23 protein-coding genes are annotated in these 25688 nt (G+C 71.3%); 8 read left to right on the plus strand and 15 right to left on the minus strand.

The features are described 5' to 3' along the window. Positions 1–94: 94 nt before the first annotated feature. From QMK61_RS17175 to prmB, 11 genes are all read right to left on the minus strand, one after another. Positions 95–1129, minus strand: coding sequence for a cupin-like domain-containing protein (locus tag QMK61_RS17175; protein ID WP_302073459.1), 1035 nt, complete (start codon positions 1127–1129; stop codon positions 95–97). Beyond that, positions 1126–1761 carry a phosphoribosylanthranilate isomerase gene (locus QMK61_RS17180; RefSeq protein ID WP_302073460.1) on the minus strand — a complete coding sequence of 212 codons (636 nt, stop codon included), beginning with the start codon at positions 1759–1761 and terminating at the stop codon, positions 1126–1128. Before QMK61_RS17180 ends, QMK61_RS17175 begins: the two co-directional genes overlap by 4 nt. After that, positions 1758–2525 carry a tRNA pseudouridine(38-40) synthase TruA gene (gene truA / locus QMK61_RS17185; protein WP_302073461.1) on the minus strand — a complete coding sequence of 256 codons (768 nt, stop codon included), beginning with the start codon at positions 2523–2525 and terminating at the stop codon, positions 1758–1760. The genes QMK61_RS17180 and truA overlap by 4 nt, the downstream gene beginning before the upstream one ends. A gap of 100 nt (positions 2526–2625) precedes the next feature. Then, positions 2626–4905 (minus strand): FimV/HubP family polar landmark protein, encoded by a 2280-nt coding sequence (locus tag QMK61_RS17190; protein ID WP_302073462.1) that lies wholly within the window; start codon positions 4903–4905, stop codon positions 2626–2628. A 148-nt stretch (positions 4906–5053) separates the two neighbouring features. Beyond that, positions 5054–5350, minus strand: a complete 297-nt coding sequence (gene psbQ, locus QMK61_RS17195; protein ID WP_302073463.1) for a photosystem II protein PsbQ — start codon at positions 5348–5350, stop codon at positions 5054–5056. Continuing rightward, the gene (locus tag QMK61_RS17200; RefSeq protein WP_302073464.1) at positions 5350–6378 is read right to left on the minus strand and encodes an aspartate-semialdehyde dehydrogenase; all 1029 of its coding nucleotides are present in this window, start codon (positions 6376–6378) and stop codon (positions 5350–5352) included. The genes psbQ and QMK61_RS17200 overlap by 1 nt, the downstream gene beginning before the upstream one ends. A gap of 15 nt (positions 6379–6393) precedes the next feature. Continuing rightward, positions 6394–7425 (minus strand): D-glycerate dehydrogenase, encoded by a 1032-nt coding sequence (locus QMK61_RS17205; protein WP_302073480.1) that lies wholly within the window; start codon positions 7423–7425, stop codon positions 6394–6396. 10 nt (positions 7426–7435) lie between these two features. Next, the gene (locus QMK61_RS17210; protein ID WP_302073465.1) at positions 7436–7819 is read right to left on the minus strand and encodes a hypothetical protein; all 384 of its coding nucleotides are present in this window, start codon (positions 7817–7819) and stop codon (positions 7436–7438) included. 15 nt (positions 7820–7834) lie between these two features. Then, on the minus strand, positions 7835–8923 hold the full coding sequence (aroC, locus tag QMK61_RS17215) for a chorismate synthase (protein WP_302073466.1): 1089 nt from the start codon (positions 8921–8923) through the stop codon (positions 7835–7837). 33 nt (positions 8924–8956) lie between these two features. Beyond that, positions 8957–9520, minus strand: a complete 564-nt coding sequence (locus QMK61_RS17220) for a GNAT family protein (protein WP_302073467.1) — start codon at positions 9518–9520, stop codon at positions 8957–8959. Positions 9521–9524: 4 nt separating this feature from the next. Beyond that, a complete protein-coding gene (gene prmB / locus QMK61_RS17225; protein WP_302073468.1) occupies positions 9525–10445 on the minus strand; it encodes a 50S ribosomal protein L3 N(5)-glutamine methyltransferase in 921 nt (306 codons plus the stop codon). 211 nt (positions 10446–10656) lie between these two features. Between prmB and asd the strand changes: the two genes are divergently transcribed. Both asd and QMK61_RS17235 read left to right on the plus strand, forming a co-directional pair. Further along, positions 10657–11505, plus strand: a complete 849-nt coding sequence (gene asd / locus QMK61_RS17230; protein ID WP_302073469.1) for an archaetidylserine decarboxylase — start codon at positions 10657–10659, stop codon at positions 11503–11505. A 43-nt stretch (positions 11506–11548) separates the two neighbouring features. Beyond that, entirely contained in the window at positions 11549–12289 is a 741-nt protein-coding gene (locus QMK61_RS17235; protein ID WP_302073470.1) for a response regulator transcription factor, read from the plus strand. Here the strand turns inward: QMK61_RS17235 and QMK61_RS17240 are convergent. After that, positions 12276–14051, minus strand: a complete 1776-nt coding sequence (locus QMK61_RS17240) for an ATP-binding protein (protein WP_302073471.1) — start codon at positions 14049–14051, stop codon at positions 12276–12278. The genes QMK61_RS17235 and QMK61_RS17240 overlap by 14 nt on opposite strands. Positions 14052–14250: 199 nt before the next feature. Here QMK61_RS17240 and QMK61_RS17245 point away from each other — a divergent pair, with 199 nt between their 5' ends. The 3 genes from QMK61_RS17245 (at position 14251) to QMK61_RS17255 (ending at position 19265) form a co-directional block, all read left to right on the plus strand. Next, complete coding sequence (locus QMK61_RS17245; protein WP_302073472.1) at positions 14251–16686, plus strand: hypothetical protein; 2436 nt, start codon at positions 14251–14253, stop codon at positions 16684–16686. A 30-nt stretch (positions 16687–16716) separates the two neighbouring features. Continuing rightward, on the plus strand, positions 16717–18666 hold the full coding sequence (locus tag QMK61_RS17250) for a S8 family serine peptidase (RefSeq protein ID WP_302073473.1): 1950 nt from the start codon (positions 16717–16719) through the stop codon (positions 18664–18666). A gap of 161 nt (positions 18667–18827) precedes the next feature. After that, a complete protein-coding gene (locus QMK61_RS17255; RefSeq protein WP_302073474.1) occupies positions 18828–19265 on the plus strand; it encodes a hypothetical protein in 438 nt (145 codons plus the stop codon). A gap of 289 nt (positions 19266–19554) precedes the next feature. Here the strand turns inward: QMK61_RS17255 and QMK61_RS17260 are convergent, their stop codons facing one another. After that, entirely contained in the window at positions 19555–21033 is a 1479-nt protein-coding gene (locus tag QMK61_RS17260; RefSeq protein WP_302073475.1) for a transglycosylase SLT domain-containing protein, read from the minus strand. A 119-nt stretch (positions 21034–21152) separates the two neighbouring features. Here QMK61_RS17260 and QMK61_RS17265 point away from each other — a divergent pair, with 119 nt between their 5' ends. Continuing rightward, positions 21153–22658 carry a helicase HerA-like domain-containing protein gene (locus tag QMK61_RS17265; RefSeq protein WP_302073476.1) on the plus strand — a complete coding sequence of 502 codons (1506 nt, stop codon included), beginning with the start codon at positions 21153–21155 and terminating at the stop codon, positions 22656–22658. A 201-nt stretch (positions 22659–22859) separates the two neighbouring features. Next, positions 22860–23363, plus strand: a complete 504-nt coding sequence (gene greB / locus QMK61_RS17270; protein WP_302073477.1) for a transcription elongation factor GreB — start codon at positions 22860–22862, stop codon at positions 23361–23363. Positions 23364–23613: 250 nt separating this feature from the next. On the opposite strand, the gene arr is transcribed toward greB, so the two are convergent. Beyond that, entirely contained in the window at positions 23614–24048 is a 435-nt protein-coding gene (arr, locus tag QMK61_RS17275) for an NAD(+)--rifampin ADP-ribosyltransferase (RefSeq protein WP_302073481.1), read from the minus strand. A gap of 225 nt (positions 24049–24273) precedes the next feature. Then, a complete protein-coding gene (locus QMK61_RS17280; RefSeq protein ID WP_302073478.1) occupies positions 24274–24654 on the minus strand; it encodes a VOC family protein in 381 nt (126 codons plus the stop codon). Positions 24655–25045: 391 nt separating this feature from the next. Here QMK61_RS17280 and QMK61_RS17285 point away from each other — a divergent pair, with 391 nt between their 5' ends. Next, positions 25046–25429: a hypothetical protein gene (locus QMK61_RS17285; RefSeq protein WP_302073479.1), complete on the plus strand. Its 384-nt coding sequence runs from the start codon at positions 25046–25048 to the stop codon at positions 25427–25429. The last annotated feature ends 259 nt before the right edge of the window (positions 25430–25688 follow it).

The raw sequence follows: 25688 nt of genomic DNA on the forward strand, positions 1-25688 counted from the left end.
AACGACAACCTGCCAGATGGTCCTTCTCCGCTTGCTTGACGATAGCGTCAAGCATACGGGCTGGGCTGAGAAAAGACGTTGAAAGGCATGGCTCTCAGAGGTTCTGCCGCGCGCCCTGCTTCAACTGCTCCACGGTCTCGGGCGTGAGCGGCCCCAGCACGCCGCGGCGCGGTTCCGGGATGTGCGCGATCGCGTCCTCGCCGCCGAACACGTAGTGGTCGAGCAGGCGCTTCCAGTCGGCCCGCTCGGTGGGCGGCAGCGCGCGGAAGGCGAGCAGGCAGTGGTACAGCGCGGCGCGCGCGTGTCCGGTGGTGAAGCCTTCCACCTGCACCGGGCTCCACCAGTAGTTCACCAGCGCATTGAGCCGCTCCAGCGAATCGACGTTGTGCCACCACAGCGGCGGCATGTAGATCGCGTCGCCCGGGTGCAGCTCGGCCACCAGCGCGCTGGCCAGCGCCTGCTTCAGGCGCGGGAAACGCGGGTCGTCGGGCCGATCCAGTCGCGCCATGCTGATCGCCGCGCCGGTGGGCGCGAAATCCAGCGGCCCGATGTAGAGGTTGGGCAACTGCTCCGGCGGGAACAGCGTGAAGCGCCGCGTACCGCAGACGACGCAGGCGATGTTGTGCTGCGAATCGAAATGCGTGGGCGTGGTGACCCGGTTGCCGATCCACAGCCGCGGCTCCACCACCGGGTCGAGGAACGGCAGCGCGTGCTCGTCCAGGAAACCCGGGATGCATTCGCGGACCGGCGCGCTCTGGATCACCAGCCCCGGCGCGTGCTCGCGCCGGCTGTAGCTGGCCAGGCGCTGCAGGCCCAGCGTCAGCGGCACCTTGAAGTGGCGGTAGCAGAAGCCTTCCAGGTCCGGCGTGTAGCCGATGATGCCGTCGGCCTCCGGCTCGATCATCAGGGTGCTGACGTCGGCGCCGCTGTCGAGCTGCGCCAGCCGCTGCGCGAAGGCGGTGTCGGACTGGCGCGCCAGCTGCACGATCGGCCAATCGCGCACCAGGCCGCGGATCACCAGCGGACGCTCGCGGCCCACCACGTCGTCGAGCCCGAACGGGCGGTCGCCGTCGGGACGGTACTCCTCGATCGCGGCCGGGGCGGGCATCGCGCCGGAAGCTTCGCTCATGGTTCGCACTCCGTCCGGTCCGCGGCGCGCACCGCCGCGATGAAGGCCGCCAGCCTTTCCGGGTCCTTGATGCCCGGCGCCGATTCCACCCCGCTGGCCACGTCCACCGCCCAGGGGCGCGCGGCGCGGATCGCCTCGCCCACGTTGCCCGCGTGCAGGCCACCGGCGAGGATCAGCGGCTGCGCGAGCTCGCGCGGCATCAGCGACCAGTCGAAGCGGCGGCCGCTGCCGCCGGGCTCGCCGAGGCCGTGGCCGTCCAGCAACAGTCCGGTCGCGCCGGGATGGGCCTGCAATTGCGCCAGCGCCGAGGCGCCTTCGCCCATCGCGATCGCCTTCAGCCAGGGGCGGCCGAACTGCGCGCACCAGCCGTCGTCCTCGCCGCCGTGGAACTGCAGCAGGTCGGGCTGCACCGCCACCGCCACCTCGTCCACGAAACCGGCGTCGTCGTCCATGAACAGCGCCACCGTGGTCACGAACGGCGGCAGCGCCTGCCGGATCGCCTGCGCCTGCGCGATGCCGACGCGGCGCCGGCTGCGCCCGGTGAACACCATGCCGATCGCGTCCGCGCCCAGCCGCGCCGCCAGCAGCGCGTCCTCGGCCCGGGTCATGCCGCAGCACTTGATACGTGTCACTGGCTCACCTCCGGCGGCAATCCCCAATGCGCCTCGTAGCGCGGCCCCACGAAGGCCAGTCCGTTGGGCAGCGCGGTGGGGCCGGCCACGGCGCGGTCGCGCCCGGCCAGCAGGCCGGCCAGCCACTCGACCGGCTGCTCGCCGCGCCCGACCGGCAGCAGCGAGCCGACGATGTTGCGCACCATGTGGTGCAGGAAGGCGTTGGCCTCGATCTCCACCACCACCCGCTCGCCCTCGCGCCGCACCGCCACCGCCAGCACGCGGCGGTTGGCGTGGCGCGCCTGGCACGCGGCGGCGCGGAAGGCGCTGAAGTCGTGCTCGCCCAGCAGCGCCTGAGCGGCCTCGTGCATGCGCGCAGCGTCCAGCGGCTGGCGTTCCCAGGTCACGTAGCGCGCCTCCAGCGCCGCGCGCACCGGACGGTTGAGCACGGTGTAGCGGTAGCGGCGACTGCGCGCGGAGAAGCGCGCATGGAAATCGCCCGGCACCGGACGCGCCCACAGCACCGCCACGTCGGCGGGCAGGTTGGAGCAGGCGCCCAGCACCCAGCCGCGCGCGTCGCGCACGGCCGTGGTGTCGAAGTGCACCACCTGGCAGACGCCATGCACGCCGGCGTCGGTGCGGCCCGCGCAGGTCACCTCCACCGGATGCGCGGCCACCTTCGACAGCGCCTGTTCCAGCGCGCCCTGCACGGTGGCCCCGTGGGCCAGCCGCTGCCAGCCGAGGAAGCCGGTGCCGTCGTATTCGATGCCTAGGGCGATGCGCATGGGGGAGCCGCGGACCACGGAAAGCGAAGCGTAGCAGGGCCGAAACGGCATCGGGCCGGCAAGGCCGGCCCGATGCGCGTTCGGATGGACGGATGCCGGGTCAGACCAGCTTCTCGAGCAGGCCCCTGGCCACGTCCTTCTGCATCTGGCTGCCTTCGTGCATCACCTCGTCCAGCATCGCGCGGGCGCCGTCGGGGTCGCCCATGTCGAGATAGGCGCGGGCCAGGTCGAGCTTGGTGTCGACCGGGTCGTCGCTGAGCTCGCCGAACTCCTCGCCCGGCGCCTCGTGCGCGGACGCGGCCGGCTCGTCGAAGTTCCAGCTGGACAGTGCATCCTCGTCGTCCGCAGCGGCGGCCTCCGTGGCCGGCGCATGGCTGGAGCGCGCCTCGGGGACGGCCGTGTCGGCCGCGGCGACGGGGCCGGGCTGCGGCGTGAGGTTGAAGTCGAAGTGGTACTCGCCGACCTTCTGGCGCGGCGGCAGCGGCGGCGGCACCGCGGCTTCCGGCCCGGCGGCCGGCGCCGCATCGGCCGCGTCGGCATAGCTGTCCAGGTCGAAGGCGTTCAGCGCCTGGCGCTCGTCCTCGTCCTGGGGCGGCACCGCGCCGGCGCGGGCGAACAACGGGTGGCCCGGCGCCAGGTCCTCGCCCATGTGCACTACGTCCTGCCATTCCGGCTGCTGCGGGTCGGCGATGTGTGCGTGCATCGCCTCGGCGGCGGCCTCGAAATGCTCCACGTCGCGGCGCCCGTAGTACAGGCTGACGAGTTCCAGGTGCAGGCCCACGTCGTCCGGGTGCTCGGCCAGCTGGTCGAGCAGTTCGTCCTGGTCGGGGTCGGCGCTGGCGGATGCGGCGGCGGCCGGCTCCGGCGCATCGCCGAAACGGTCGGCCAGCGACGGCGCCACCTTGGCGACCTCGGGCGTGGCGGGCTTGCCGCGACGGTTGCGCGAGGCCAGCAGCATCAGCAGGCCCAGCACCACCACCGCCAAGCCGGCGATCATCGCCCAGGCCTGCATGTACCACGGCTGTTCGGCCGTGGCGGGATGCGGATGCGTGGCCGGCTTGTGCGGGACCGGCCTGGCCGCGGGCTTCGGTGGCGCGAGCTTGGGCGCTTCGGCCGCATGGGCGGTCGCGGCCGACGTCGTCGTGGCCGGTACGGCGGTCCTGGCCGTGCTCGCGGACGCCGCCGGCGCCATGGCCGGCCTGGTCACCGCGGCCACCAGCGGGGCGGCGGCGCTGCTGCCGGCTTCCGCCGGGGCGGGCGCGGGCGCGGCCGCCGGCGCGGGTGGCAGGCCGGCGGCCTTGCGCGCCGCGGCCAGCTTGGCCTGCAGCTCGGCGATCTGGTCGTCCTTCAGCGACAACAGGCGCTGGTTCTTGTCGTTGATGTCTTCCAGCGCCTTGAGCCGCGACTTCAGGTCGGCGCCCTGCTGCTGCAGGCTGGCCAGGGCCTCCTGGTTGCGCTGCAGCTCCTGGCGCAGGTTGCCGGCCGCGGCGTTGCGGCCGCCCTCCGCCGCAGGCACCAGCGCCAGGCGGTCGCTGCCGCCGGTGCTGCCGCCGGGCGAGGCCGAGGCCTCGCCACGGGTGGCCGCGGCGGCCACCGTGGTGGGCGTGCGCGTGGCGCCGGCGCGCCAATCGTCGTTCTGCTGGCGCACCGCGGCGGCAGCCTCGGCGAGCTTCGTCGCCAGCGCCTCGTCGCGGGAAGGCACGCGCAGCACCGCGCCGGCCTTCAGCGCATTGATGTTGTCGCGGTAGAAGGCGTCGGGGTTGGCCTGCTTCAGGGCCAGCATCATCTGGTCGAGGCTGATGCCGTCGGTGGCCACGTCGCGGGCCACGGCGGAGAGGGTCTCGCCGCGCTGCACCGGGCCGTACTGGCCGGCGGCGGCCGCATGCGCGGCCGGCTGGCGGGCCGGAGCCGCGGCGGAAGCGCCGCGATGCGGCGCGGCGGCGGCACGACGCGGCGCCGCATGGCTGGCCGGTGCGGAAACGCGCGCGCCCGACGGCGGGTCGAGCAGCACCGGGTATTCGTGCACGCTGGTGCCCGCGGCGCTGCTGACCTCGATCAGCAGGTCGATGTAGGGGTTGTTCACCGGCGCGCTGCTGGTGACCAGGATGACCTTGCGGCCATGGTCGTCGGTGACCTGGAACTGCAGCGGCACGGCGGGACGGCCGTCGGTGATGCCGGCGCGGGTGAAGGCGTCGTCGGAAGCCAGCCGCGCGCTGAGGTTCTGCACCTCGTCCGGGCTGGCCGGGTTCGCCGGGATCTCCACCCGCAGCGGCTGGCCCAGCGCCGACTTCACCTGGATCTGGCCCAGGTCGAGCGCCATCGCCTGGCCACTGCCCAGCGCAAGTGCCGCCAGCATCGACAGCTTCAACGTACGATTCATCGACTGCTCCCCCGGACTACCGTGACGCATTTCGTCACCGCAAAACGACGGCGACTTTATGAAATGAGGCGCCACTTTAGTTAGATAACTGCGAATCAACAATAGCCGGCACGGAGAAATGGGCAGTGCATCGCGGCCCGGGGTCGGCTCAGTGCCCGGCGGCCGGGGCGGCCTTGAGCGCCTGCAACTGGCGCTTCAGTTCGGCGATGTCGCGGTCCTGCTGCTGCAGCCGGGTCGCGGCCTCGCGGCTTTGCGATTCCTGTTGCGCCACGCCCTGTCGCAGGCGGGCCACCTCGGCCTTGCGCGCGGCGATGTCGCGGTCCAGCCGGGACACCGCTTCGTGCGGGCGCGTCGGCGGGGCCTTGGCGTGGTCCGCCTGCGCGCCGGTCGCCAGGAACGGCGCCGCCAGCAGGCCGAGCGCGAGCAGGCCGGTCCGCCGGCGCATCACAGGTACTCCGCGATCAGCAGTTCGGCGATCTGCACCGCGTTCAGCGCGGCGCCCTTGCGGATGTTGTCCGAGACGATCCACAGGTCCAGGCCGCGGTCGTGCGAGATGTCCTCGCGGATGCGGCCCACGAACACCGGGTCCTTGCCGGCCACGTCGCCCACCGGGGTGGGATAGCCGCCGGCCTTGCGCTCGTCCATCAGCACCACGCCCTCCGCCCCGGCCAGCAACTCGCGCGCCTGCTCCACGGTGATCTTGTCGCGGGTCTCGATGTGCACCGCCTCGGAATGCCCGTAGAACACCGGCACGCGCACCGCGGTAGGGTTCACCTGGATGGACTCGTCCTCCAGGATCTTGCGCGTCTCCCACACCATCTTCATCTCTTCCTTGGTGTAGCCGTTGGGCTGGAACTCGTCGATGTGCGGGATCACGTTGAAGGCGATCTGCTTGGGGAACTTCTTCGGCTCGGCGTCCTGGAAGTTCAGCAGGGCCGCGGTCTGCTTGCCCAGCTCCTCCATGCCCGAGCGGCCGGCGCCGGAAACGGACTGGTAGGTCGCCACGTTGATGCGCTCGATGCCGACCGCGCGGTGGATCGGCGCCAGCGCCACCAGCATGCCCATGGTCGAGCAGTTCGGGTTGGCGATGATGCCGCGGGTGGTGTACTGGGCGATGGCGTGCGGGTTCACCTCGCTCACCACCAGCGGGATGTCGTCCTGGTAGCGGAACTCGGAGGTGTTGTCGATCACCACCGCGCCGGCCGCCGCCGCACGCGGCGCGTGCACCTTGCTCACCGAGCCGCCGGCGGAGAAGAACGCGATGTCCACGCCGTCGAAGTCGTAGTCGGCGAGGTTCTTCACCGTCACCTGTTTGCCCGCGAACTCCACCGTGCCGCCGGCCGAACGCTCGCTGGCCAGCGGCACCAGCTCGCTGACCGGGAAATCGCGCTCGGCGAGGATGGCGAGCAGGGTCTCGCCCACGGCGCCGGTGGCGCCGACCATCGCAACCTTGTAACTGCTCTTCTTGCTCATCGGGTGCGGCTCTACTCAGGTAAGTTTCGGGTGGGCGGGTAAAGGGGCGCGGGCCAGGGCCAGCGCTTCGGGATTCAGGAGGTTCGGCGGATGTCCCGCGTGCGGGCCGTGACCGAAGAACGCCAGCACATTGTCCACCGCCACGGCGGTCATGGCGCGGCGGGTGTCGGTCGTGGCGCTGGCGATATGCGGGCTGAGCAGCACGTTGTCGAGCGCCAGCAGGTCCGGATGCACGCGCGGCTCGCCCTCGAACACGTCCAGGCCGGCGGCCGCGAGCCGGCCTTCGCGCAGCGCGGCGGCCAGCGCCGCGTCGTCCACGATGCCGCCGCGCGCCACGTTCACCAGCACGGCGGTGGGCTTCATCTGCGCCAGCTCGGCGGCGCCGATGGCATGGTGGGTTTCCGGCGTCAGCGGCAGCACCAGCACGAGGCAGTCGGACTCGCGCAGCAGCGCGGGCTTGTCCACGTAGCGGGCGCGGCATGCCCGCTCGACGGCCTCGGGCAGGCGCGAGCGGTTGTGGTAGAGCACCGGCATGCCGAAGCCCTGCGCGCGCCGCGCGATGGCCTGGCCGATGCGGCCCATGCCGAGGACGCCCAGCGTGCGGCCGCGCACGTCGGTGCCCAGCCAGCCCTTGAATTCGGTGGCATGCCATTGCCCCGCGCGCAGCCAGCGCTCGGCGGCGCCCATGCGCCGTGCCGCGCCCAGCAGCAGCGCCCAGGCGTAGTCGGCCACGCTCTCGTTGAGCACGTCGGCGGTGTTGCTGGCGGCGATGCCGGCGGCGGTGAGCGCGGCGAGGTCGAGGTTGTCGTAGCCCACCGCGAGGTTGGCCACGATGCGCAGGCGCTTCGCGCCGGCCACCTCGGCCGCGCCCACGCGCTCCTTCAGCCCCACGATGGCGGCGTCGCAGCCGGCCAGCTTCGCGGCCAGTTCGGCGGAGGTGAACTTCGTTTCCTCCGGCTCGGCATGCACCTCGAAATGCGGCTCGAGCCGCGCGACCTCGCTGTCGAAGGTGGGGCGCGAAACCCAGACACGGGGCTTGGCGGCCAGGCCCATCCGGTCAGGCCCCGGCGACCGGCAGGATTTCGTCGGCGATCCAGAACCACGCCAGCGTCATGCCGAACAGCGTGCCGACCAGCCACAGCAGCCAGCGCCGCCGGCGCCAGCCGTCGCGGAACGCCGACAGCTGCACCGGCACGTCCACCAGGTAGGCCGCGCAATAGCAGACGTTCGCCAGCACGGCGAGGACGAACAGCGCCAGCAGGTGCTCGATGCCGAACAGGCCGCGCAGGCGCGTCCATGCCACCGCCAGCCAGCCCAGCACCACCGCGGCCAACGCGAGGTTGTAGCCGATGCGCCGCCGTTCCCAGTAGCCGATCGCGTCGCTGAGCACCTTGCCCAGCGGCGAGTGCGAACCGAGTTGCGGCGCGGTCGGCATGTTCATGGTCGGCGGCTCCGGTCAGGGAATGCGCGGCGCCACGTCGCCCACGTCGCCGCACTGCGCACGGTGGCGCAGCGCGTGGTCCATCAGCACCAGCGCCATCATCGCCTCGGCGATGGGCGTGGCGCGGATGCCGACGCAAGGGTCATGGCGGCCCTTGGTGACCACGTCCACCGGCTCGCCGGCCAGGTTCACGCTGCGGCCGGGGATCAGGATGCTGGAGGTGGGCTTCAGCGCGATCGAGGCGACCACCGCCTGCCCCGTGCTGATGCCGCCAAGGATGCCACCCGCGTGATTGGACGTAAAGCCGTCCAAACGCATTTCGTCGCGGTGCCCGCTGCCGCGCTGCGCGACCGCGGCGAAGCCGTCGCCGATCTCCACGCCCTTCACCGCGTTGATCGACATCAGCGCGCCGGCGAGGTCGCCGTCCAGCTTGCCGTAGACCGGCTCGCCCCAGCCGGGCGGCACGCCCTCGGCCACCACGCTGACGCGCGCGCCCACCGAGTCGCCGGACTTGCGCAGCGCGTCCATGGCCTTTTCGAGTTCGGGCACCTGCTCCGCGCAGGGCCAGAAGAACGGGTTCTGCTCCACCGCATCCCAGTCGAAGCCGGCCGGCACGATCTCACCGAGCTGGGCCAGGTAGCCGCGCACACGCACGCCGTGGCGTTCGGCCAGCCATTTCTTGGCGACCACCGCGGCGGCCACGCGCATGGTGGTCTCGCGCGCCGACGAACGCCCGCCGCCGCGCGGGTCGCGGATGCCGTACTTCTGCCAGTAGGTGTAGTCGGCATGGCCGGGGCGGAAGGTCGAGGCGATGTCGCCGTAGTCCTTGCTGCGCTGGTCGGTATTGCGGATCAGCAGCGCGATCGGCGTGCCGGTGGTGCGGCCCTCGTACACGCCGGAGAGGATCTCCACCTCGTCCGCCTCGCGCCGCTGCGAGGTGTGGCGGCTCTTGCCGGTGGCGCGGCGGTCGAGGTCGTGGCGGAACGCCTCCCCGCTGATCGCCAGCCCCGGCGGGCAGCCGTCGATCACGCAGCCGATGGCCGGCCCGTGGCTTTCGCCGAAGGTGGTGACGGTGAAGAGCTTGCCGAAGGAATTGCTGGACACGAGGTTTGGACGTCCGCGGGAAACCGCCACAGCTTACCGCAATGCAGCAATCCCCGCGCCCTTGCCGGCGGCATCCGGCCATTCGCGCACCAGCAGCCCGAAGACGACGTCGTCTACCCATTCACCGTGGAACAGCAGGCTTTCGCGGTAGTGGGCCTCCTTGCGCATGCCCATCGCCTGCAGCAAGGCCATGCTCGGCGCGTTGCGCGGATCGACCGACGCATGCACGCGGTGGACGCGCAGCTCGCCGAACAACCAGTCGAACAGCGCGTGCAGCGCTTCGCGGGCATAGCCCTTGCCCTGGGCGGCGGGCGCCAGCGTGATGCCGAATTCGGCCTGCGCATCGGCCAGACAGAATCCGACGTCGCCGATCAGTACGCCGTCGTCGCGCCGGCGAATGGCGCGCTGGAACCAGCGGCCTTGCGCTGGCGCAGCCAGCGCCGATTGGTCTTCGATGAAACGCTCGGCATCGGCCAATGCGGCCGGACGCCAGCCCTGGTAACGGCAGACCCCGGGATCGGCGCGGTAACCGAACAAGGCCTCGGCGTCGCCCGCCCGCAGTGCATCCAGCCGCAGGCGCGCCGTCGCCAGTTCCATCGGCTCAGCGACGCGCGGCCGCGGCGGCGTGGATCGCCGCGTGGTGCTCGACCAGGTCGCGCCGCTCCAGCGCGAACACGCCCATCTGGCCCACCTTGAACTCGATCCACACGAAGGGCACGTCCGGCAGCAGCGCGGCCAGCGCGTGCTCGCTCTCGCCCACCTCGACGATCAGCAGGCCGTCGTCGGTCAGCAGGTCGGCCGCCTCGTCGAGGATACGCAGGCAGATGTCCAGGCCGTCCTCGCCCGAGGTGAGGCCCAGCTTGGGCTCGTGCGCGTACTCGCCGGGCAGCGCGGCGTATTCGTCCTCGGTGACGTAGGGCGGGTTGGACACGATCAGGTCGTAGGTGCGGCCGCGCACGCCCTCGAACAGGTCGGACTTCACCGCCTCGACGCGGTTCTCGACGTGCTGGAAGGCGATGTTCTCGCGCGCCAGCGACAGCGCCTCGTCGCTGATGTCGACGATGTCGACCTGCCAGTCCGGGTGGTACTCGGCCATCGCGATGCCGATGCAACCCGAGCCGGTGCACAGGTCCAGCGCGCGCTCCACGTGGCGCCCGTCCAGCCACGGCGCGAAGCCCGACTCGATCAGCTCGGCGATCGGCGAGCGCGGCACCAGGGCGCGGCGGTCGCTCTTGAACTTCAGCCCGGCGAACCAGGTCTCGCCGACCAGGTAGGCCACCGGCAGGCGCTCGCTGACGCGGCGCTCGATCAGCGCCAGCACGTTCGCGCGCTCCTCCGCGGTGAGCCGGCCCGCGCCGTAGGCCGGCGGGATGTCCGGCGGCAGGTGCAGGCTGGCCAGCACCAGGTGGGTAGCCTCGTCGATGGGGTTGTCGTGGCTGTGGCCGAAGGTCAGCCCGGCCGCCGAGAAGCGGCTGGCGCCGTAGCGGATGAAGTCGATGATGGTGGCGAGTTCGGCGGTCACGGGCCTGGTCCTGGCGGGTGCGATGCAAAAGGCCGTGCATTATACGGCCCGCCGCGCGGCAAGCCCCTCTCCGGGAGAGGGGTTGGGGTGTGAGGGTTCGGCAACGCCGGCACGCCCGGCTCCGCCCGTACCCTCACCCGGCTGCCGCCACCCTCTCCCACAGGGAGAGGGAACGCACGTTGAAGGCTGCGGCTACCTCTATACTTCCCGGATGACGTTCAAGGTATTTCTCCAGTACGCCCTGCCCCACCGCTTCCTGTCGCGCCTGGTCTACTGGGGCACGCGCTGGACCTTCGCGCCGTGGAAGAACTGGCTGATCGGTGCCATCGTGCGCAACTACGACGTGGACATGCGCCAGGCCGCGCAGCCCGACCCGCTGGCCTACCAGCACTTCAATGCCTTCTTCACCCGCAAGCTGAAACCCGGCGCGCGCCAGGCCGACGCCGATCCGGCCGCCGTGCTTTCGCCCGCCGACGGCCGCATCAGCCAGGCCGGCCCGATCGTGGACGGGCGCATCTTCCAGGCGAAGGGCCAGGACTACAGCGCCACCGAGTTGCTGGGCGGCGACGAGGCGGCCGCGGCGCCGTACCGCAACGGCCGCTTCGCCACGGTGTACCTGTCGCCGCGCGACTACCACCGCGTGCACATGCCGCTGAAGGGCACGCTGAAGGAAACCGTGCACGTGCCCGGGCGCATCTTCAGCGTGGCGCCGTTCGCGGTGGAGGCGATCCCGCGGCTGTTCGCGCGCAACGAGCGGCTGGTCTGCCATTTCGAGGGCGAGCACGGCCCGTTCGTGGTGGTGATGGTGGGTGCGATCCTGGTCTCGTCGGTGGCCACGGTGTGGGACGGGCTGGTGATCCCGCCCTATGCGCCGTCGATCCGGCGCAAATCGTTCGCCGGCCAGGACATCACGCTGGACCGCTTCGCCGAGATGGCGCGCTTCAACATGGGCTCCACCGTGATCGTGCTGCTGCCCGATGGCATGGCCGAACTGGATCTGCTGGAGCCGCAGCAGACGGTGCTGGTAGGCCAGCGGCTGGGGCGGCTGGCGTCGGCTTGACGCTGGGCCGGACGGCGTGTCACGGTCCGGCGCGATGCCCCGCATGGCAAGCCATCAAGCCCAACCGATGACCTCGCCGGACAGCAACGCCCGCCCTGCCCCGCGCGTGCGCGTCGCCCTGCTGGAGGACGACACCGAGCTGCGCGAGCGCATCCTGCTGCCCGGCCTGCGCGACTACGGCTTCGAAGCCGTCGGCGCCGGCAGCGCGGCGGAACTGGAGCGCGTGCTGCAGGCCGGACCGGTGGACATCGTGATCCTCGACGTGGGCCTGCCGGACGACGACGGCTTCCTCGTCGCGCAGCGCCTGCGCAACCGTTCGCCGGTGGGCATCGTGATGCTCACCGGGCGCAGCGCCCGCTCCGACCGCATCCGCGGGCTCACCGAGGGTGCCGACGCCTATCTGTCCAAGCCCGTGGTGCTGGACGAACTGGCCGCCACCCTGCACAGCCTCTCGCGCCGGCTGCTGATGGCCGCCGCCGAGCCGGCGGGCGAACCGGGGCGGTGGCGCCTGGGCGCGGACGGCTGGTGCCTGCTGTCGCCCGCCAACCGCAGCATCGCCCTGACCCAGGCCGAACGGCTGGTCCTGGTCCGGCTGATGCAGTCGCCCGGCACGCCGGTCACGCGGGACGAGCTGATCGCCGCGCTCACCGACGACGCCTACGACTTCGACCCGCACCGGCTGGAGATGCTGGTCCACCGCCTGCGCGGCAAGATCGCCGACCACGGCGGCGAATCGCTGCCCCTGCGCGCGGTGCGCGGCGTCGGCTACGTCATGCTGCGCTGAGCGTGGCGGCGCGCCGCTCGGCGGCCGCCTGCACGCGCTCCACCAGCAGCGTCGGCGGGAACGGCTTGGGCAGGCATTCCACCTCCAGCCCCAGCGCGCGCAACCGCCGGGCCTCGGCCTCGCCGCTGGCCGAGATCAGCAGCACCGGCAGCCCGGAGTCCTCCAGCCAGCGCAGCCGGCCGTCCTCGTTGCCGGGCATGCGGCAATCACTCACCACCACCTCCAGCGAGCCGCCGGCCTCGGCGAGCAGGCGTCCCGCGTCGAACGCGTTGTCGGTGGCCAGCGCCACGCAGCCGGCGTCGTCCAGCGCCGCGAGCAGCAGCTCGCGCAGCTCGTGGTCGTCCTCCACCAGCAGCACGCGCACGGCGCGCCTGCGCGCCGGCCCGCGCAACTCCCCCGCCGCGCACGGAAACCACAGGCGGAACGCGGTGCCCTGCCCTTCGCGGCTTTCCACCGCGACGTCGCCGCCGGCGGCATGGACCACGTCGCGCACCACCGCCAGGCCCAGCCCGGTGCCGCTGCCGGCCGGCTTGGTGGTGAAGAAGGGTTCGAAGATGCGCTGCAGGATGTGGTCGGGCATGCCGCGGCCGCTGTCCTCGAGGCGTACTTCCACGCCGTCGATGCCGCCGCGCGCGCCCGCGCATGCAAGCACCCGCAAACCGCCCTGCCCGTCCATGGCGTCGCGTGCGTTGGCCGCGATGTTGAGCAGCGCCAATTCGAACTGGCCGCGGTCCGCGCGCAGGTGCAGCGGCCGCGGCGGCGCTTCCACCCGCAGCGCCACCGCGGCGCCGAGCAGTTGCCGCAGCATCGGGCCGATCTCGCGCAAGGCCTCGCCGATCTCGAACACCTCCGGCCGCACGCTGTCGCGGCGGCTGAAGCTGAGCAGCTTGCGGCTGACCGCCGTGCCGCGGCGCGTCGCCGCGGCGATGCCCTGGACCGCCTGGCGCAGCTGGCCCGGGTCGTCGCTGGCCTGCGCCTGCTCGGCATAGCCGGCGATGACCGCGAGCACATTGTTGAAATCATGCGCCACGCCGCTGGCCAGCCGTCCCACGGTTTCCATCTTCTGCGCGTGGACCAGGCCTTCCTGGGCCCGCTCGCGCGCCGCCATCTCCTCGCGCAGGGCCTGGTTGGCGGCCGCCAGCGCGCCGCCCATGCGGCGCGACTCGCCGAGGCTGGTGCGGATCGCCGCCACGCACCGGTCCAGCACCAGCGAGATGACGAAATAGCTGAGTATCAGCGACGGCAGGTTGGCCGCGCCCAGCCACGGGCGCGGGTAGTGGTGGCGCTGCAGGGTCAGGATGTCCGACACGCCGCCCACCGCGAACACGCCGATCAGCAGCGCGTAGAGGGTCCACAGCGGACGCCGCCCCAGCACCAGTCCGCCGAGCACGATGGTCAGCACCGGCAGGGTCTGGTCGAGCAGGCCCCTGGTCAGGCCCACGAACAGGTAGACCACGGTGAGGTTGACCAGCATCGCCGCCACCAGGCCGATGACGGCCTGGCGCAAGCGGCCGCGGCGGATCAGCACGAAGCCGGCCAGCGACACCGCCCACACCAGCGTGTCCGCCAGCACGTCCACGGTCACGTCGCGGCGCGTGGGCGAGTTGACCAGCAGCAGGTGGTAGCACCAGTTGGCCGGCAGGCTGACCACGATGAACAGCATCAGCGCCTGCAGCACCGGGGCGTGCCGGCGATCCACCACGTCGGCCACCGGCACGTCCCGGAACCCGTCCAGCGCCGCCTTCAACTTGCCAGATCGCATAAACCAGTCCGCCGTAGGTGAGCGAGTGTGAGCGTCCGTGCTGGTCCGTGCGTGATTCACGCAACGGCCAAATCTATAACAGCCGGGCTGACACACAGCAGTTTTTTGCGCCGATGCCGTCGACATGGCACGCACGGGCCCCGGGGGGAAGTCCGCATGTCGGAAACGGCATCCGATGCCTTTTCATTGGGGATACCGCATGAACGCCACCGATCGCTCCAACCGCAGCCCATCCAACCGCCAGCCGGCATGCGCCGGCCATCACGCACCGCGCTTCCGCCGCGCCACCCTGGCGACCGTCGTCGCCCTGGCCCTGGCCGGGGCGCAACTGGCATCGGCGGCGGCGCCCGCCACCCGTCGCGTGCCCGCCAGGGCCAGCCAGGTCACCGCCGCGGCCGACGCCCAGGCCGGGCAGTACTTCCAGTCGAACGGCAGCAATGACGGCAGTGACGACGCCGTGGCCAGCGGCGACGGCGCGGTCGCCGCCGGGCCGCTCAGCGCGGCCACCGGCGCGCAGAGCAGCGCCTTCGGCTACGGCAGCCAGGCCTTCGGCGACACCAGCATGGCGCTGGGCGCGATGAGCGCGGCCTATGCCAGCAACGCCATGGCCATCGGCGCGCTGGCCGCGACCACCGCGGACTACGGCACCGCGATCGGCTACGGCAGCCTGTCCAGCGGGGAATCCTCGCTGGCCATCGGCAGCTACGCCCAGGTGCCCGACCCCACCGGCCACACCCTGGTCGACATGCTGACCAGCGCCAGCGGCTATGCCGCGGTCGCCGTCGGCCCCGGCGCGAACGCGTCCGCCGACTACAGCATCGCCGCCGGCGCGGGCGCCACCGCCAGCGGCGACCAGGGCATCGCCTACGGCCTGCAGGCCCGCGCGCTGGGCCCGGCCTCGATGGCCATGGGCGGCTATGCCACCGCCGACGGCCTGTGGGCCACCGCGGTCGGCTACCACGCCTCCGCCAGCGGCGAGCGCGCCACCGCCTACGGCGTCGGCAGCAAGGCGGTCGGCGAAAGCAGCACCGCCCTCGGCGATGGTGCATGGGCGCAGAACAACTACAACCAGTGGGCCGGCTTCGATACCGCGGTCGGCAGCAACGCCCAGGCGCTGGGCGGCTCGTCCACCGCGCTGGGCGCCAACAGTTTCGCCACCGCCTATCGCGCCGTGGCGCTGGGCAACGGCAGCTATGCCGAAAGCGAATACGCGATCGCCACCGGCTTCCTGGCCCAGGCCAGCGGCAAGGGCAGCATCGCCATGGGCGACCATGCACAGACCGGCGGCCAGCGCCCCAGCGATCCCGACCCGGGTAACGGCGGCGGACCGTGCTGGATCTGCGTCATGTCCTCCGATCCGGAGACGGCGGATTACGCCATCGCCATCGGCAGCGAATCCCAGGCCTTCGGCGTCGGCAGCGTCGCCCTGGGCGACCACGCGCTGGTGCTGGGCAACAACAGCGTGGCGCTGGGCGCGGGCTCGCTGGCCGACCGCGACAACGCGATCTCGGTGGGCGCGTCCAAGAGCTGGACCGACCGGAACGACGGCACGACGCATGGCCCGATGACCCGCCAGGTCATCAACGTCGCCGCCGGCACCGAGGACACCGACGCGGTCAACCTCGGCCAGCTCAACCAGGCCATCGCCGGCGTGGGCGGCAGCGCGGACAGCAACGGCCAGGCCGTGGCCGCGGCGCTGGGCGGCGGCGCCAGCTACCAGGGCGGCGTGCTCAATGGACCGTCCTACCAGGTCCAGGGCAACGCCTACGGCAACGTGGGCGACGCCTTCGGCGCGGTCGACGGCGTGCTGAGCGGCGCGCTGCAGAGCATCGGCCAGTTGCGCGACCAGCTCGACCAGCTGCACAGCACGCTGCCCGCCGGCAGCGGCGACGGCCTCGCCATCGGCAACGGCAGCGTGGCCACCGACGGGCGCGACACCGCCATCGGCAACCATGCCAGCGTGGGCGCGGACGGCAGCACCGCCATCGGCAGCCAGGCCAGCATCAGCCCGCAGGCCACCAACGCCGTCGCCGTCGGCGCCGACAGCCGCGTCACCGCCGCCTCCGGCACGGCGCTGGGGCAAGGCGCCGCGGCCAACGCGCAGAACAGCGTGGCGCTGGGCGCGGGCTCGGTGGCCGACCAGGCGGATACCGTGTCGGTGGGCAGCGCCGCGAACCAGCGCCGCATCACCCACGTGGCCGCCGGCACCGCCCCGACCGACGCCGCCAACGTGGCGCAGGTCGACGCCGCCGAGCAGGCGGCCAAGGACTACGCCGACGCCGGCGACCGGGCCACGCTGGGCAACGCCAAGGCCTACACCGACCGCAAGTTCAGCCAGGCCTTCGACCAGTTCGACAGCTTCCGCGGCGAGGTGGACCGGCGCTTCCATGCCGTCGACCAGCGCCTCGACCGCATCGGCGCCATGAACGCCGCCAGCACGCAGATGGCGATCAACGCGGCCGGCGCGACCTCCCCGGCCGGGCGCATCGCCGTGGGCGCCGGCGTGCAGGGCGGCGAGAAGGCCCTGTCCGTGGGCTATGCCGCGCCCATCGGCACGCGGGCTCACGTCAGCATCGGCGGCGCCTTCAGCGGCTCGGAGAACTCCGTGGGCGTCGGTTTCGGCGTCGACCTGTAACGCACATCCTCACTACTCCGGGACTTACGCATGAACCAGATCCGTTTCCTCCGCCGCCGGCGCCTGCTGCCCGCCGCCCTCCTGCTCGCCCTGTCGACCGCGGCCGTCGCCGCCACGCCCGCCACCCCGGCCACGGGGCGCGCGAACCTCAGCGCCCTGCGCAGCTACGACCAGTACGACCGCTTCATCGTCACCTACCGTCCGGGCTCCAGCGAGCGCGGCCACCCCGCCGCCGTGCTGCAGCATCTCGGCGTGGCGGCCGCGCGCGCCTTCGCCGGCACGCCCGGCGTCGTCGCCGCCCGCCAGGTGCCGCCCGGCATCAGCTACCTGCGCCACCTGGGCAACGGCGCCGAACTGGTGCGCACCTCGCGCAAGCTCGGCGCCGGCGACGCGGCTACGCTGATGCGGCAGATCGCGGCCGACCCCGCGGTGGCCCACGTCGAGCCCGACCTGTTGCTGCACGCGGTGCGCGACACGCGCGCACCGGCGCGCACGAAAGCCGCGCCCATGGATGCCGCCACGCCGGACGACCCCTACTACGGGGAGTACCAGTGGGACTTCTTCAACGCGGTGAGCGGCGTGCACCTGCCCGAGACCCGTACCGACTTCCCCGGCGCCGACGGGCACGGCATCACCGTGGCGGTGATCGATACCGGCATCACCGCGCACGAGGACCTGGACACCTCGCTGGCCGCCGACGGCTACGACTTCATCAGCGACAAGATGATCTCCGGCCGCGCCAGCGACGGGCGCGTCGCCGGCGGCTGGGACACCGGCGACTGGACCGACCAGGAGCCCTGGCAGAGCGCCTGCACCGACGCCGCCCACCCGCCGGAACAGAGCACCTGGCACGGCACCAACGTGGCGGGCGTGATCGGCGAGCTGACCGACAACGGCCTCGGCATGGCCGGCATGGCGCCGGCGGTGCACGTGTTGCCGGTCCGCGCGCTCGGCCATTGCGGCGGCTACACCTCGGACATCGCCGACGCCATCGAGTGGGCCTCCGGCGGCCACGTGGCCGGCGTGCCCGACAATACCCACCCGGCACAGGTGATCAACCTCAGCCTGGGTGGCCCCGGCAGTTGCTCCGGCGACGACGTCACGGCCAAGGCCATCGCCGACGCGATCGGCCGCGGCACCACCGTGGTGGTGGCCGCCGGCAACGACGGCGCCGACAGCGCCAACTACACGCCGGCCAGTTGCCCGGGCGTGGTCACCGTGGCCGCCACCGGCATCACCGGCAAGCGGGCGTTCTATTCCAACTACGGCGCCACCGTGACCCTCGGCGCGCCCGGCGGCGGCATCTACCAGAACGACGCCAGCAGCGGCCAGCAGGCCATCCCGGACGGCTTCATCTGGGCCGCGCTGAACGCCGGCACCACCACCCCGGTGGCGGTGCAGGACGGCGGTTCGGTCTACGCCGGCATGGCCGGCACCTCGCAGGCGACGCCGCATGTCAGCGCCACCGTGGCCATGATGCTCAGCGCGGCCGGCGACGCCACGCCAGCCAGCCGGCCCACGCCGGCGCAGATCAAGGCCCTGCTGGCCAGCAGCGCCCGCCCCTTCCCGGTCACGCCGGACCGACCGATCGGCGCCGGCATGCTGGACGCCCACGCGGCCGTGGCCGCGGCGCTCGGCGTGGCGCTGCCGCCGACCTACACGACGCTCGCCAGGGGGCAACTGCTGTCCGGCCAGCAGGGCGCCGCCGGGCAATCCATCGTCTATGCGCTGGACGTGCCTGCCGGCGCCGCCAACCTCAGCGTGCGCAGCCTCGGCGGCACCGGCGACGTCACCTTGTACGTGAAAGCCGGCGACGTCCCGGCCCTCGACGGCTCCGACGCCGACTACACCTCGGCCCGGGCCGGCAATGCCGAGGCCGTGCTCGTGCCGCGGCCGCAGGCGGCCACCTATTACATCCGGCTGGTGGCGGTGAAGGATTTCGCCGGGCTCTCGATCCTGGGCAACTACACCGGACCGTGACGCTCCTGCGCCCTGTCCGGCCGCACGCCGGACAGGGCGCGGACTGCCGTTCTACGTCGTTTTGTGACGCTATAGGTACAAGCCTCCATGGGCAATGGCTATGCTTCGCGCGGTCCTAAGGATGCCGCGCACCTCGCCGGCGCCCGCCCCCGGGAGGCTTCATGCACATCCTCAATCGTATGATCGCGCTGGGCCGCAGCCGCCAGCTGCAGCGCCAGTTCCAGGAGATCGAACGACGCATCCACGCGCTGCCCGGCCGCAGCCGTGCCCGGCTGGGACTGCTGACGCTGCGCGAGATCGGCCAGGCCTCGCAGTGCGACTTCCCCCACCTGTACGGCACCCCGCCCGAGGACCGCTACCTGCCCTGGGGCCAGGGCACCGCCATCGGCTATGCGCGCGCGCAGTCGGACAACGCCGAGGTCTCGCTGCGCGGCATCGCGCTGTGGCTGGCCGTGACCTACCACGAGACCAAGGACTCGCCCCACGCCGGCGTCCAGACCCGGCACCGGCAGGTGCTGCGGGTGCTGCGCGAGCTGAAGGACGTGCAGGCCGGCACCGACCCCTCGCAGGACTGGATGAAGGCCGAGGCGGTCGCCTGAGAGCCTGTTCACGATCTCCAAGTACCTCGCGTTGGCCTCGCATGGCCGTCAGGTGACGGTGCGTGGCGCCGGCCTGCCTGGCTGGCAGGCCAAGCCGCGCGCTGCCGCATGGCGGCCATGCGAGGCCAACCCGGAGGGCCGGGTCTGTTTGCGCACAGGCCGGCGTCATCGCTCAGTCGTGGACGGACGTCCACTCCTTCACTCTTCCTTGGCCTGCGCGCAAACAGCTCCCGGCGCGGGGCACTTGGAGATCGTGAACAGGCTCTGAGCTACCCGCCCGCCGCCGCGCTCAACGGCAGGACGACGGCAGCTTCAGCACCTGGCCGACGCGGATCTGGTGATGGCGGATGCCGTTCAGCCGCTCGACCTCGTTCGCGCTGGAGCAGCCATGGCGCCGCGCGATGCTGCTGATGGTGTCGCCGCGGCGCACGGTGTAGCGGCTCGACGATGAGGGCGGCGGATCGTGACGCACCGGCACCACGGGCACCACCGCGTTGTGCAGGTCGCTGGCCAGGATCGGCCACGGGCCGCTGACGCAGCGCGAGGCGTAGGCGCTCTCCAGCGGCTTGGGCACCTGCAGCACCGCGCCGGTGGGCTGCTCCTGCTGCGGGTCCAGCCGCGGGTTGAGGTTGCGCAGGGTGCGGAACCAGCCATCCTGCATGCCGTCGGCCTCGCCGAGGCACACGGTCAGCTCGGAGAGCGAGGCCGGCCGCTTCAGCGTGATGCTGCCGGGCGCGCCGTCGATCTTGGGGAAGCGCAGGTTGTAGCTGTCCGGATGCAGGAACAGCCAGGCCGCGGCCAGCACCGAGGGCACGTAGTCGCGCGTTTCCTGCGAAAGCTGGTCGTAGATGCGCGGGTCGTAGAAGCTCACCGAGGTGTCGCCGTTCACCAGCCGGCGCATGCGCCCCTCGCCGCCGTTGTAGGCCGCCAGGGTCAGCTCCAGGTTGTCGTTGAAGGCCTTCAGCTGCTCGTCGACGTACTCGGCGTTGGCGCGCGCCGCCGCGGCCGGGTCGAAACGGGTGTCGAACCCGTCCACGGTGCCCAGCCCGAAACGCATGCCGGTGGCGTACATGAACTGCAGCGGCCCGGCCGCGCCTGAGCGCGACACCGCATGCACCTTGCCGCCGGATTCCTTGGCCAGGATGCCGAACAGCAGCGCCTCCGGCAGGTCGGCCTTCTGGTACGCCGGCCACATCTCGTGGCGCAGGTACTGGTAGTTGACGTACGCATCCATCAGGTTCGAGCGCCACTGCGTCAGCCACATCTCCAGCGCCGCCTTCACCGGGCCGTTCATCGCGATCAGCTCGGACAGCTTCTGCCCGTGCAGCAGGGTCACGCTGCGCTGCGCCTGCGGCAGGCTGGCCGCGCCGTTGAGGCCGGCCACCTGGCCGCTGGGCGATTCGTCGTCCTGGTCGTCGGGCGACTCGTCGCCGATGAAGCTGCCGTCCTTCAGCCGCAGCAGGCGGTCGAACACGGAGAAGAAGCGCTGCGGATCGCAGCCCGGCGTGCTGCCGCAACGCGCCGAGGCATCGCGCAGCTGGTCCAGCGCCTGCGCCAGGGTCTTCTCCGCGGCCTCGGTGTCGTTGGCGCGCGCCTGCTGCAGCGCCGTCTCGTAGCCCTTGCTGGCCTGGTCGAGCTGGGCGTAGAGCGCCGCCACCGAGGCCGGCGTCTTGCCACTCCCGCCGATGGTGGCGCAGGCGGCGAGCAGGCCCAGCGCCACAGCCAGGGGGGCGAGGCGCAGGGATCGGGCGATTTGAGAATGCGGCATGGCGAACACGGACAACGAGGCAAACGTCCACCATAGCGGGGCCTGCCGGCGGACTCAATGCGCAGCGGCACGCCGGATGGCTTGGCTACAATGCCCGCGACTCCACGGTAAGGACCGCCATGACCGACATCCTCATCGGCCGCAACGACAGCGCCAGCGTCAGCCTCGACCCACGCTACGGCAACCGCCACGGCATGATCGCCGGCGCCACCGGCACCGGCAAATCGGTTTCGCTGATGGTGCTGGCCGAAGGCTTCTCGAAGCTCGGCGTGCCCTGCTTCCTGGCCGACGTGAAGGGCGACCTGGCCGGCCTGGCGATGCCCGCCGGCGAACCCGGCGACAAGCTCAAGGCGCGCCTGGCCAGGCTCAAGCTCGCCGACTGGAAGCCGCAGGCCAACCCGGTGGTGTTCTGGGATCTCTACGGCAAGCTCGGCCACCCGGTGCGCGCCACCGTCAGCGAGATGGGCCCCACCCTGCTCGGCCGCGTGCTCGACCTCAACGACACCCAGCAGGGCGTGCTGGAGATCGTGTTCAAGGTGGCCGACGACAACGGCTGGCTGCTGCTCGACCTGGACGACCTGCGCGCCCTGCTCGCCTTCGCGGCGGACCACAGCAAGGACATCTCCGCCCACTACGGCCTGATCAGCAAGCCGAGCCTGGCCGCCGTGCAGCGCGCCCTGCTGCAACTGGAACAGGACGGCGCCGCGCAGTTCTTCGGCGAGCCCGCACTGGAACTGGCCGACCTGATGCGCCAGGACATGAGCGGCCGCGGCATCGTCAACGTGCTGGCCGCCGACCAGCTGATCCTGAAACCCCGGCTGTACGCCACCTTCCTGCTGTGGCTGCTGTCCGAGCTGTTCGAGCAGTTGCCCGAAGTGGGCGACCTCGACCAGCCCAAGCTGGTGTTCTTCTTCGACGAGGCGCACCTGCTGTTCGACGACTGCCCGCCCGCGCTGCAGCAGCGCGTGGAGCAGGTGGTGCGGCTGATCCGCTCCAAGGGCGTCGGCGTTTACTTCTGCTCGCAGAACCCCGACGACGTGCCCGGCACCATCCTCGGCCAGATGGGCAACCGCATCCAGCACGCGCTGCGCGCGTTCACCCCGCGCGACCAGAAGGCGGTGAAGGTCGCCGCCGAGACCTTCGTGGCCAACCCGAAGCTCGACGTCACCGAGGCCATCGGCAAGCTCGGCGTGGGCGAGGCGCTGGCCTCCACCCTCGGCCAGGGCGGCGTGCCCGCGCCGGTGGAACAGGTGCTGGTGACCACGCCGTGCTGCCGCATCGGCGCCATCACCGATGCCGAGCGCGCCACCATCCGCGGCCGCTCGCCGGTAGGCGGCAAGTACGACACGCCGGTGAACCGCGAGTCCGCCGCCGAGATGCTGGCCAAGCGCGCCGACGACAAGGCCGCCGACGCCGGCACCGTCGCCGCCGAGGCTCCCGCGAAGAACACGGGCGACGGCGGCTCCGCCTGGGGCGGCGCCGTGCACGACGCGCTGTTCGGTACCAAGCGCCGCCAGGGCATGATCGAGACCATGGGCAAGCAGGTGGTGCGCACCATGGGCAGCCAGCTCGGCCGGCAGATCCTGCGCGGCGTGCTGGGCGGCATCTTCGGCGGCAAGCGTTGAGAGCCGGCGGGTGATTTCCGGGCATCCCTGCATGAAGCGCACACCGCCTCGCGTGCTTGCCCGTCATTCCGGCGCAGGCCGGAGGCGCCTTATCAACAGACGAAGGTCGGGTCATCCAGTAGCCATACGGCTTGAGCGAGCGTGGTCGCTGTCGCTGGGTCAACGGCGAGGTCGCGAGCAGGCGTTGCGCGAAGGGCGCGCATGAGCCGCTGGCGCCCCCCCGCCCCGCGCTCCACCGCGGTCGTCACCCGCGCCGGCTTCGAAAAGCTCAAGGCCGAACTCGACCATCTCTGGCACACCCTGCGCCCCGAGGTGGTCAAGGCGCTGGCCGCCGCCGCGGCCGAAGGCGACCGCTCGGAAAACGCCGAATACACCTACCGCAAGAAACAGCTCGGCGAGATCGACCGCCGCGTGCGCTACCTCAGCAAGCGCATCCCCGCGCTGAAGGTGGCCGAAGGCGCCCCCGCCGACCGCGAGACCGTGTACTTCGGCGCCGGCATCGTGCTGGAAAACCTCGCCAGCGGCGAGGAAGTCCATTACCGCATCGTCGGCCCCGACGAGACCGACGCCAGGCTCGGCTGGATCAGCATCGACTCGCCGCTGGCCCGCGCGGTGCTGAAGAAACGCGTCGACGACGAGTTCGAGGCGGAACTGCCGGGCGGGCGCACGCGGTTCCTGGTCGTCGAGGTGCACTACGACGCCTGATGGATCCGGCCCGGCTGGCACCCGTTCGTCCTGAGCGTAGCGCAGCGGAGTCGAAGGACATCCACGCCAACCATCAGCCCATCATGCGCCCCTCTCCCTCCGGGAGAGGGTGGCGGCAGCCGGGTGAGGGTACGGGCGAAGCGCAGCGCCGCAGCAAGACCGAACCCTCCCCCCCGGCCTCTCTCCCGATAGGAGAGGGGCGCGACGCACGGCCACCCCTGGCAAGAACGCGCGGGACCCCGAACGCCCCTCAGTTGATGATCTCGCCCATCCCCGCCTCGACACGGCTTCTCAACTGCCGGATGAATTCCGGATCGTAGGGCTCCCAGCTTTCGAGCTCGCCGACGACCTTCAACGGATGCCTGCTCCGATAGGATCGCGTCGGATTGCCGGGAAACTTCTTGTTCGTGACGTTCGGGTCGTCTTCGAACCCGCCCGTCGGCACCACCACATAAACCCGTGGCCTGCCCTCGCCCCTGGCCATGTCCGCAGCCAGCCCCGCCCCCTTCGGCATGGCCGTGAAATAGACGTGGTTCATCACCACGCGCTCGTCATAGTTGGACCGGAAACCCGCCGTCAGCAAATCCCCCGCCGACAGATCCGCCCTGGTCCCGTGATAGAACGGCCCAGCCACCCCACCGCAATTCTCCGGGGAAACCGGCACCCACTCGTCATCCGGAATCAGCGCATCATCCATCGCCCTGGTCGCCTCGCATGGCCCGCCCCATCGGCAGGGCCGCGAGTCTAGGCCCCGCCCCGAATCTTGCCGCAAGCCCCGGTGGCTGCTATACATTGGCAGTGGGAGGCGCAGTGCGCCTCCTTTTTCATTTTTGGCGCCGCGATATCCCGCGGCCGTCGAGATGCACCATGCCCCACGCATGGCATATTCACGTGATCCGCCAACGGATGACTAAAGCGCGCTGACCGTGACGTAATACCCGTCCGGGTCGCGCACCGAAAACTCCAGGGTCCCCGTAGCCGGATTCAAGGCCGGCGCCTCCTCGAACCGGGAGACCAGGCCGCGCGCCCGCTCCAGCGCCGCGTCGAAGTCATCCACCCGGAAAAACAGCAGCAGGCCGTTGCCGGGCTCCGCACGCTCCGGGCTGGCCAGCGAAGGATGCTCATGCTCGCCCCACGCGTGCAGGCAAAGCAGCACCGTCCCGTCCGTATCCAATATCTGCCCGAAGTACGTGTGGGCCGGCGCCGATGCCGGCAACCCCAGCAGGCGCTGGTACCACCCGCAACTGCGGGCGACATCGCCTGCCCCGATGATGGTCCATGTGCGTTTCATCCGCCCACACTACGCCGGAAGGCCCAGCCCGTCGATGCCGTGGCCATGAATGCCGTGAATGGCCCATGCGTCAATCATCGATCCAGGCGGAAGCTGGATTATGCCATTTGCGCAAGTAGAGCGATTAAAAATGCATCCACCAATCAAGCTTCATCCATGAAACGAAAAATACCCATGGCGTCCATCAAAAAACCAAGGATTACAAAATAAAGTCCTTCCCCTACAGATTTTCTCTTCCCTTTTCTCTACGATGAAAAACACCGGCAGCGCGACTGCCGCCAACCGGGGAAACCAACACCGAAAGAAAATCCACAAGCCCAAAACAGCGCGGGCCGCATGGGCTGGCACCCATACGACCCGCTGACCACAACCAACTTCGATGGAGTTGACCATGGCTAAGCCAAATCATACGTCACCCGCCCACGCCAGTGCGCGCATCCGCACCCCCATCAACCCGCTCTCGCGCCCCTACTGGACCCTCGAAGACGCCGCCCCCGACCAGACGGACGCCGCCGCCCTGGCCGGCATCATCACCGGCATCCACGCCCTGGCCCGCGTCCTCGCCAACAGCGAAGCCTTCCGCGACATCCATTCCAACAGCGAAAGCGACACCATCGAGCCCGGCCGCCGCCCCCTCGACGCCACCACCACCGAAGGCCTCTTCGCCGCCCTCTACTTCCTCAGCGAGCAAGCCGAAGAGCTCAGCCAGCTGCCTGTCCCCAAGCCCAGCCTCCGGCCGGTCGATCCCATCGACTCGGACGACGTGCCGTACTGAGCCCGGGACACCCACCGCCGGGCGACCGCATCAAGGCCGCCGGGCGGATACGCCGTCTTCTCGCTCCCCCCGCAACACCGCACACCATGACGACGTGGCCCGACGTCGGTTGGGGGATTGGACTCCAAACGGCCGTGCTACTCAAAACCGGGGGGACGTCGGCGGCACTCGAAGACGGCGACAACGACCTGCCGATGGCCCTGCGTCACACGCTGGGCGAGTTGCTGGAGCGATTGGCGGGATTGCAGGTGGACATGGA

This window comes from Fulvimonas sp. R45 (genome assembly GCF_030504985.1).
Classification (GTDB): domain Bacteria; phylum Pseudomonadota; class Gammaproteobacteria; order Xanthomonadales; family Rhodanobacteraceae; genus Rhodanobacter_A.

Coding starts and splice junctions, on each gene's coding strand:
- QMK61_RS17190 (WP_302073462.1), bottom strand. CDS start 4,905: ATGAATCGTACGTTGAAGCTGTCGATGCTGGCGGCACTTGCGCTGGGC.
- QMK61_RS17280 (WP_302073478.1), bottom strand. CDS start 24,654: ATGAAACGCACATGGACCATCATCGGGGCAGGCGATGTCGCCCGCAGT.
- QMK61_RS17245 (WP_302073472.1), top strand. CDS start 14,251: ATGAACGCCACCGATCGCTCCAACCGCAGCCCATCCAACCGCCAGCCG.
- QMK61_RS17240 (WP_302073471.1), bottom strand. CDS start 14,051: ATGCGATCTGGCAAGTTGAAGGCGGCGCTGGACGGGTTCCGGGACGTG.
- QMK61_RS17285 (WP_302073479.1), top strand. CDS start 25,046: ATGGCTAAGCCAAATCATACGTCACCCGCCCACGCCAGTGCGCGCATC.
- QMK61_RS17220 (WP_302073467.1), bottom strand. CDS start 9,520: ATGGAACTGGCGACGGCGCGCCTGCGGCTGGATGCACTGCGGGCGGGC.
- QMK61_RS17235 (WP_302073470.1), top strand. CDS start 11,549: ATGGCAAGCCATCAAGCCCAACCGATGACCTCGCCGGACAGCAACGCC.
- QMK61_RS17200 (WP_302073464.1), bottom strand. CDS start 6,378: ATGAGCAAGAAGAGCAGTTACAAGGTTGCGATGGTCGGCGCCACCGGC.
- greB (WP_302073477.1), top strand. CDS start 22,860: ATGAGCCGCTGGCGCCCCCCCGCCCCGCGCTCCACCGCGGTCGTCACC.
- truA (WP_302073461.1), bottom strand. CDS start 2,525: ATGCGCATCGCCCTAGGCATCGAATACGACGGCACCGGCTTCCTCGGC.
- QMK61_RS17260 (WP_302073475.1), bottom strand. CDS start 21,033: ATGCCGCATTCTCAAATCGCCCGATCCCTGCGCCTCGCCCCCCTGGCT.
- QMK61_RS17265 (WP_302073476.1), top strand. CDS start 21,153: ATGACCGACATCCTCATCGGCCGCAACGACAGCGCCAGCGTCAGCCTC.
- QMK61_RS17175 (WP_302073459.1), bottom strand. CDS start 1,129: ATGAGCGAAGCTTCCGGCGCGATGCCCGCCCCGGCCGCGATCGAGGAG.
- QMK61_RS17250 (WP_302073473.1), top strand. CDS start 16,717: ATGAACCAGATCCGTTTCCTCCGCCGCCGGCGCCTGCTGCCCGCCGCC.
- asd (WP_302073469.1), top strand. CDS start 10,657: ATGACGTTCAAGGTATTTCTCCAGTACGCCCTGCCCCACCGCTTCCTG.
- psbQ (WP_302073463.1), bottom strand. CDS start 5,350: ATGCGCCGGCGGACCGGCCTGCTCGCGCTCGGCCTGCTGGCGGCGCCG.
- QMK61_RS17255 (WP_302073474.1), top strand. CDS start 18,828: ATGCACATCCTCAATCGTATGATCGCGCTGGGCCGCAGCCGCCAGCTG.
- QMK61_RS17210 (WP_302073465.1), bottom strand. CDS start 7,819: ATGAACATGCCGACCGCGCCGCAACTCGGTTCGCACTCGCCGCTGGGC.